This is a genomic window from Streptosporangium pseudovulgare, assembly GCF_014648055.1.
GTDB lineage: Bacteria > Actinomycetota > Actinomycetes > Streptosporangiales > Streptosporangiaceae > Streptosporangium > Streptosporangium pseudovulgare.
The window spans coordinates 322,748-329,744 of the sequence record NZ_BMQJ01000009.1; the positions used below are offsets into that span (position 1 = coordinate 322,748).

Sequence of the window (6,997 nt, forward strand, 5' to 3'; positions counted from 1 at the left end):
GCTGCCGGGGCCGTCGGCGCTTCGAACATCCATGACGACTCCGTCGCCGCCCGGGCTCAAGACGGTGAGCGTCCCGCAGAAGTCGCACTTCCGTTGAAAGCATGCCAGGTCCTCACTGCGCATGGTCAGGCGGACCTAGGCGGGTGGAGAGTATCGGCTGATCTCCTGCACGACGGCGTTCACCTCGGAACTGACACCGAGGTATTCGTGAGGCAGAGCGCGAGATCTCCCTGAAGGGCTGTCGATCATTGCGGCGTCAATGGAGGCGCCGATACCCTCGTGCCCGAGATTAGCGTCATGACACCCCGCGGCTCATGGCCGGCCACCTGGACCTGCACCGCTTGCTCGGGGACGAGGCCAGCCCCTGCGGCGTCGAATCGCTGCATCCAGTCATTCTGCCGTCCAAGTGCCTCTCGGATTAGAGGGCGGCTTGGATCTTCGGTCCAAGCCATTTGAGTTCGGAGTGTTTCTCGATCCGGTCGAAGACCGCTTGTGGGGCTTTGACGTCCCGCAGCATGCACAGGATGAAGAGCCAGTACAGCGAGTCCGCCAGGAAAAGCTGTGCCGAAGGGGTCTGCTTCACCTGCGTGCCAAGGTGATGGGCGATGTCATCACGGTCCTTCCTGACCACCTCCGCCCATGTATCAACATCGCCAACAAGCTTCGTGAAAAGATCCCCCGCCAGATTGGCACACCGTCCCAGCCTGGTCTTGAACTTGCTCTGCGAATGCCCAAATGTCGTGCGGTCGAAGGCCTCTAGAGCGGCCGCGCGGTTGAGTAAGCGATCGGAGACGAACATGCTCTTCGCATAGCGACTAGCCATTACCCTGCCAAGGGCACCTCTGTGACGGGCGGCGCTCTCCAGCCATCGGCCGATACCGTCGATGCCGCCGAACTCGGTGTAGGTGAAGATCATGTCGTGGAGAGACAGCTCTCCAGGAGTCTTGCTCTTGTCTTTTGCGTTCCATGAGACGAAGAACTCGATCGACTCTCGGCGCTGACGTCCCTCCCGTTCCCAGATCACATCAGGATGCCAGAACCGCATGCCGTCGAACTCCGCCGTCCTGCCTGTCGCAATGGAGATCAGATCCTGCAAATCGCTGGCGCGCTCCACGAGCTCGGGCACGGGGTAGAGCGACGGCGTGTCGAGACGGAAGAAGAATTTCTGGATAAGCCCTCGGGTGGTGACCCGGTTGCCGTTGACAGTAACCGAGTGCGTGAGCCGTAGCGTGTCACCCTCGGACAGGGCGACCACCGCGTCCTCTAGGGAGCGAGCCTCAAGCGTAATGTTCGGAACGTCTGGCGGGAGATCATCTAGACCATCGGCCGGGAACGCCCATGTCTCCTTGAGACCGCTGTCGCAGACCCAGTGAGTGAGGTAGCGCAATTCCACTGACACACCGTCGGCAGTCAGCTCCTCGTCCTTCTCGAAGTACGCACCGCGAAAAATCTGGTTGACGTGGACGATCTCTGTCCCCGTCCCGCCGATCAGATGTCGAGTTGTGCGGCCACGGAAGCAGTCCTCCAGAGTGTACGGCTTGCCCTGCGCTAGCCCGTGGATACGCGGATAGGTCCCGTCCCGCTCGATCGAGTCCATAGAGACGGTGGCGACCACCGTGCCATCCGGCTGCTGCGTACGCTCCCCCTCCTCGAATATCGACCGGAAGCTCCCGATCAGTCGCAGCTCTGCGCCGGAGACCGGATCGAAGCTGAGAATTCCGGCGATCTTTCGGTCGTCCCGTCCCGGTAACCACCACTCGCCTTCGACTTCGAAAGCACGGGAGGAGTCGTTCAAAGGTTTTTCCTTCCTTCTCTCATTGTCGTCGGGAAGTATTCGGTGTTTCCCTGGTCGAGGCACTGTCAGCTTGGGAAGTGCATGACTCGCGCCTCGTGAGGCGGTTGAGCTGGGTGTTCGGCCGGTCGTGAGTGACCGTGGCTGACCCCTCATCACCCTGGCTAATGGCATGCTAATGGCACGACGATCAGCCGATGGCCGGCTCTCCCCGCGCGGCGCGCACACCTCCGCCTGCCTGCTCATCCCGTCCGCCGTCGACCCGCCCGCAGGGGAAGTGGGGCAGGGCCTGGGGGTCAAGGTGGAGCGCCCCACCGGACGAACGACCTTGACCCCCAGGCCCTGCCCCACTCGGCTTGTCCCGGGTCGACGGCGGACGGGATGAGCAGGCCCCTGCCCCAGCCACCGACAGACCAGCGTGGTGAGTGCGTCCTTGGCAATCATCCCGGAGCCGGAGCGCCCCCGCGGGAGGCAGGTTCTTTCCACTCGCACCGTGAGCCCAGGTGGGGGAAAGAGTTCAGCGATCTTTGCGTTCGATCATGACCAATACTCCTGCGGAGAAAACAAACCCTAAACCGACCAGGGCCAAGGTGATAGGGCGTCCGGGGTACCAGTAATACCCTCCTGAGTAGGCTGTGGCCAGATAGGCCGCCACCGTGAGCGCCGTAACGCCTGAGGCCATGAAGACTTTGATTAGGGGGTACTTCTCCATGGTGCTGAGCGTAGAGGACGAGCGTACGGTGAGTGAAGATCACGCGGTCCGGGTGCGGGCGCGCGCGAGAACGGCCTCCAGGCCGCACGCGCAGCGTGCGGCCCGCAGGCCGGACCGCGTGGCGGCGCGGAGCGCCGCGCTTGATCTCTATAAGAACAATCCGGCAAACTGCCACTTAGGCAGAAGGGCTGGCGGATGAGCTTTGGAGTGACTCAGGTAGTCCTGTTGGCCATGGGGTGCTGGCAAGGAGTGCTTGGCATCTACGCGTTGATGACCGACCGGATGCCCCGTGTGGCCATCTTCCTTCATGGACATCGTGATCCTCGGCGCTACGCGTGGGGATCACTGCTGCTGACAGCCTGCCTCTTTTCTCTCGTCGGCCATGATCTGACAGAGCCGGGATCCGCAGCCGGCACTGCGGTGCTCGTACTCTCAGCCGGTCTCGCCGTAGGGGCTGCATGGCTACTGGCGTTCCCGCTGAATCGGTCCCAGGGATCTTCTTGATCGCTGTCAAAGACGCTGGCCGGCTTCGTTGAGAGCGGCCTCAGTCTTTCGGCAACCATCCATCCGCCCTCGGAGAGCGACCTGAAGACGGGGAGGGTCCTCATCCGAAAGGCGCCAGGATTCATGGCTTTGAACTCTGTGTCGATGCCCGTGTACGTCAGGGATGCGGAGCGGTAGCTTCGCTGTGTGGCTACCAATGAGGAGCAGACGCGCTGGGTCGTCCACGGCGAGCGGTTGATCTACGACAATGAGTGGATCCGGCTCGGGTTGGTGGACGTTGAGATCCCTGACGGTGAGCGGTTCGAGCATCACGCGGTCCACCTGGGCCGGGCGGCCATGACGGTGCTGGTCGATGAACAGAACCGCGTGCTGATGATGTGGCGGCACCGGTTCTTGTTCGACCGGTGGGGCTGGGAGCTTCCCGGTGGCCTGGTGGAGGTCGGAGAGGATCCGAAGGACACCGCGGCCCGGGAGATCGAGGAGGAGACCGGTTACCGTCCCAAGGAGTTGGAGCACCTGATCACCTTCCAGCCGATGGTGGGCATGGTCGACTCCGAGCACGTCGTGTTCCTCGGCCGGGGTGCCGAACTGGTCGGTGAGCCGGTGGGAGAAGTCGAGGCGGACCGGCTGGAGTGGATCCCGATGGCTGAGATCCCGGACATGATCGCCCGTGGGGATGTCTGGAACTCCGGGGTGCTGGTGGGGCTGCTGTACGCGCGGGAGCGGCTCAACGGCGCCCGCGGGTAACCGCTGCTCGGGTGAGTTCCCTGACTCGTCGCCCGTGCCGGCGGGAGCCGGTCAACGTTACGAGCTGCTCGGCCCGGTGAAGATGGGGCTGAGCAGCGTCCCGCTCGCCCATGGCCAGGAGTGCGTGGGCGAGGTCGCAGCGGAGGCCGGCTTCGGCACGGTTGTAGGTGCCGTCCATACCGGCCAGGGCCGAGCGAAGATCTTCGATGGTGTCGGGATCACCGAAGCGAACGAGGCAGTTGCCACGCCAGCGGGCCAAGTGGTGCTTGTTGAGGAAGACGTACGGCAAGGTCGGGTCGGCGTCTTCATTCGGCAGCAAGGCGGCGGCTTGTTCGAGGGCCGCGCGGCAGGTGGCCTCCTCGCCGAGGATGGCGGCGGCCTCGGCTTCGGCAGCCGCGAGCCAGGTGCGTAAGTGGGCTGGGACGCGGCGGTCGTAGGTGGCGCGGACGTGCTGCAGTAGGGCGGTGGCTTCTGCGGGTCGTCCGAGGTCGACCAAGACGTACGCCTGCTGGCCGCAGGCATAGGCGAGCAGGGCGAGATCTTCTGCTTCGCGGGCGGCTGCGATGGCGCGCTCGTGGTGATCCCAGGCGTCCGATAGAGAGCAGGTGTCGATGGCCTGCCACCCTGCGAGAGCGGCCGTCTCCGACAGCACATGAGCGAGCTGGGCGCGGATGCCGGGGCGAATGGCATGCCGGTAGACGCTTTCGATCTGGGCGATCTGGGCACGCATCTTGTCGGCGATGGCTGCGGCGCCGTGTCGGCGGTCCATGAAGCGCAGGTTGTTGGTGTCGGTGCTGAGGATCATGACCGTGACGGAATCGACCGCAGCGGCAGCCGCAAGCCGGGTTGTCAGCTCCTCGATCTGCTTTTGGTGGTCGTCGTCGCGTTCTTCGGCAGGGGAAGCAATGCCGAGCGGGGCCAGACCGAAGAGCATGCGGGCGTGATCAGGCAACCCCAGGCCAGTGGCGATGCGCTCGTAGACCTCCAGGTCGGTGACCTGGCGCTGTCGACGGATGATCTGGCTGATGCGGCCCTGGGATATCCCGGTCGCCGTGCTGATACGCACCTGGCTGGCGCCGCCGTACTTGACGGCGAGGTTGAACAGGCCGGCGACATCGCGGTTTTTGAGGATTTCCCGGCTTTCGTCGTGGTTCCAGACATCGGCTGGAATCTCGATGGGGTCGAAAGCGGTCGTGTGCATGCCGTCCTCCGGTGATCGAGAGCCCGAGGTGGTGCATCGCTATGGGGAGAAACTCTATATCTCCCCGTGGTATATCCACGTGGAATAGGAGCGGGAAGTTCCGGAGCGCATCCTTTCCGGAATGACAACCCCGGTTAAGTGCACCGAATGCGATGGGCGCGGCTGGAAGATCGTTACCCGCCGTGGGTGCGTGGCCGCCAGCGCCTTACAGATGGAGCCGTCCGCGCGGGAGGACTGCCTGTACTGCGACGGCCCCAGCCACGTGGTCGAGATGTTCGAGTGGGAGGCGTTCGTCACCGCAGACAGCACCGAAGGCCTCGGCCCGTGCGGCTCCAGCTCGTCGCAGGCCGCGGCCATGGACGCGCTGCGCCTGGCCCTGCGTAAGGCGGGTATGCCCTCGGCTGCCTGGGGGCGCATCACACACCGGGTCTACGACTTCTGCACCATGCCGGACGACTGGTCGCGGCGGGTCATCTTCCGCGCGACGCTCGATGCGGCCGGCTCGGTGAGGTTCGAACGCACCGCGTCATGAGCGGCAGATACGAGACCCCGGGGCTTTCCTGCCCGGCATTGCACCTGCCACCGGCACAAGGTGGGCATCGGCTGCTGTCCTGGAGTTCGCCGCGCCGTTTCGAGCGGATTCGCGTCGTCGAATGGACCTGTCACGAGCATCGGGTGACGTTCTACGAATTCTGCGAAGCGGGTGGGCTGGCGTTCATCCGGCGGACGGTCGCCGCGAAAGGGAAAACGGTCGTCGCGCACAGCGATGCGTGGCGGCGTATTGAGGCCCGGTCGATATGGATTGATGTGCTGTCCGGAATGGCGCGATAGCCCGGCTGACCGATTGGCATGGGTCCTGACAGGTGCGGCCTCGGCCGGTAGCCTGCTTATGTAGACAAGTGGAAGAGCGATCGGGCGGTTGACATGAGCATGGACTTCGCTCCGCCGAAGTATGCCCAGGTGATGACGGCGATTCAGCAGCGCATCCGGGACGGCGAGTACGCGCCCGGGGACATGCTGCCATCCGAGACGCAGCTCGTCCGCGAGTTCGGCGTGGGCCGTACCACCGTCGTGCGGGCCTTGCAGACCCTCGCCATGCAGGGGTGGATCGAGCGGGAGCACGGCCGCGGCTCGTTCGTCAAGGGCCGTCCGGAAAGCTCCCCCGACCGCCTCCGGCCCGCCCTGATGGCGACCGAGCAGGCCGAAAGCGCCGACAGCGTCACCGACGTGCAGCGCGTTGCGGCGCCCCGGCACATCGCCCGTCTCCTGGGCGTGGAGGAGCGCACTCCGGTGATCGCCCGGCGACGGGTCTCCCGGCATGGGGGCCGGCCGTCCGCGACCGAAACGGTATGGGTGCCGCTGGAAGTCGCGCTCGGCACCGACCTGGACAAGCCCGAACCGCTACGGCACGGCATCCGCCAGCACTTGCAGGCGGTCAAGCATCTGCGCTTCGACCACATCACCGAACGGCTGACGGCCCGCAACCCGCGTAAGGACGAGGCCGAGGTGCTCGGCTCCTCCAAGCCGGTGCTCGGGGTGCTTGCCACCGTGCATGACGCGACAGGGACGGTGGTCCTGGTGATGGAGGCGGCCTTGCCGGGTGATCTTCATGAGCTGCAGGATGTCTATCCCGTGACCTAGACGCCGCCGGAGGGTGCCGTGTCCGATGCTTCTGTTACCCCCGGCGAGGACCCTCCGGTCCGGCGGTCTTTCTGGCGCGGTGCGGGAGGCGGCTGCCTGCTGGCGGTGCTCTTGCCGGTGATTGGCCTGTTTCTGCTGGTCAAGGTCCCTATGTGGGTCGATGACGCGAAGCTGGACAGTTTGATCGAACGGTTCAATGACCATCCCCTGCCGCCAAAGACGTATTGGGCGGACGGCGGCGCGGAGGGCTCCATCGCGCTGCGCGGCAACGGCAACCATTGCGACTATCGTGCCCGGAGCCTTTTTCATCTCGAATAGCGGTCAGCTTCGAAGGTCTGCAGCACGACGATGGCCTGGACGATCGCAGTGGCGCGGCGCGGGCAGCAGCGGAGCCGGTCCA

The 6,997-nt window shown here is 64.8% G+C and carries 8 protein-coding genes and 1 pseudogene; 5 read left to right on the plus strand and 4 right to left on the minus strand.

Annotation, left to right across the window (positions count from 1 at the left end):
• Positions 1–418: 418 nt before the first annotated feature.
• Together IEZ10_RS19955 and IEZ10_RS19960 are read right to left on the minus strand one after the other, a co-directional pair.
• On the minus strand, positions 419–1,795 hold the full coding sequence (locus tag IEZ10_RS19955) for an ApeA N-terminal domain 1-containing protein (protein WP_189248001.1): 1,377 nt from the start codon (positions 1,793–1,795) through the stop codon (positions 419–421).
• A 514-nt stretch (positions 1,796–2,309) separates the two neighbouring features.
• Entirely contained in the window at positions 2,310–2,504 is a 195-nt protein-coding gene (locus IEZ10_RS19960) for a hypothetical protein (RefSeq protein WP_189248002.1), read from the minus strand.
• Between the two features lie 690 nt (positions 2,505–3,194).
• Between IEZ10_RS19960 and IEZ10_RS19965 the strand changes: the two genes are divergently transcribed.
• Positions 3,195–3,755, plus strand: coding sequence for an NUDIX hydrolase (locus IEZ10_RS19965; RefSeq protein WP_189248003.1), 561 nt, complete (start codon positions 3,195–3,197; stop codon positions 3,753–3,755).
• Here IEZ10_RS19965 and IEZ10_RS19970 read toward each other — a convergent pair.
• Positions 3,736–4,956 (minus strand): NsdA family TPR-like regulatory protein, encoded by a 1,221-nt coding sequence (locus tag IEZ10_RS19970; protein ID WP_189248004.1) that lies wholly within the window; start codon positions 4,954–4,956, stop codon positions 3,736–3,738. The two genes, IEZ10_RS19965 and IEZ10_RS19970, sit on opposite strands and share 20 nt — an antisense overlap.
• A gap of 211 nt (positions 4,957–5,167) precedes the next feature.
• Here IEZ10_RS19970 and IEZ10_RS19975 point away from each other — a divergent pair, with 211 nt between their 5' ends.
• The 4 genes from IEZ10_RS19975 to IEZ10_RS19990 all read left to right on the plus strand — a co-directional run bounded on the left by IEZ10_RS19975 (position 5,168) and on the right by IEZ10_RS19990 (position 6,915).
• Positions 5,168–5,488, plus strand: a complete 321-nt coding sequence (locus tag IEZ10_RS19975) for a hypothetical protein (protein WP_189248005.1) — start codon at positions 5,168–5,170, stop codon at positions 5,486–5,488.
• Positions 5,485–5,787 carry a hypothetical protein gene (locus IEZ10_RS19980; protein ID WP_189248006.1) on the plus strand — a complete coding sequence of 101 codons (303 nt, stop codon included), beginning with the start codon at positions 5,485–5,487 and terminating at the stop codon, positions 5,785–5,787. Before IEZ10_RS19975 ends, IEZ10_RS19980 begins: the two co-directional genes overlap by 4 nt.
• Before the next feature lie 93 nt (positions 5,788–5,880).
• Positions 5,881–6,597, plus strand: coding sequence for a GntR family transcriptional regulator (locus tag IEZ10_RS19985; protein ID WP_189248007.1), 717 nt, complete (start codon positions 5,881–5,883; stop codon positions 6,595–6,597).
• Positions 6,598–6,615: 18 nt separating this feature from the next.
• On the plus strand, positions 6,616–6,915 hold the full coding sequence (locus IEZ10_RS19990; protein ID WP_189248008.1) for a hypothetical protein: 300 nt from the start codon (positions 6,616–6,618) through the stop codon (positions 6,913–6,915).
• On the opposite strand, the pseudogene IEZ10_RS19995 reads toward IEZ10_RS19990, so the two are convergent.
• Positions 6,903–6,997 (minus strand): annotated as a pseudogene (locus IEZ10_RS19995) (IS5/IS1182 family transposase); the annotation flags it as partial. The gene IEZ10_RS19990 and the pseudogene IEZ10_RS19995 sit on opposite strands and share 13 nt — an antisense overlap.

Coding starts and splice junctions, on each gene's coding strand:
- IEZ10_RS19980 (WP_189248006.1), top strand. CDS start 5,485: ATGAGCGGCAGATACGAGACCCCGGGGCTTTCCTGCCCGGCATTGCAC.
- IEZ10_RS19960 (WP_189248002.1), bottom strand. CDS start 2,504: ATGGAGAAGTACCCCCTAATCAAAGTCTTCATGGCCTCAGGCGTTACG.
- IEZ10_RS19970 (WP_189248004.1), bottom strand. CDS start 4,956: ATGCACACGACCGCTTTCGACCCCATCGAGATTCCAGCCGATGTCTGG.
- IEZ10_RS19975 (WP_189248005.1), top strand. CDS start 5,168: ATGGAGCCGTCCGCGCGGGAGGACTGCCTGTACTGCGACGGCCCCAGC.
- IEZ10_RS19985 (WP_189248007.1), top strand. CDS start 5,881: ATGAGCATGGACTTCGCTCCGCCGAAGTATGCCCAGGTGATGACGGCG.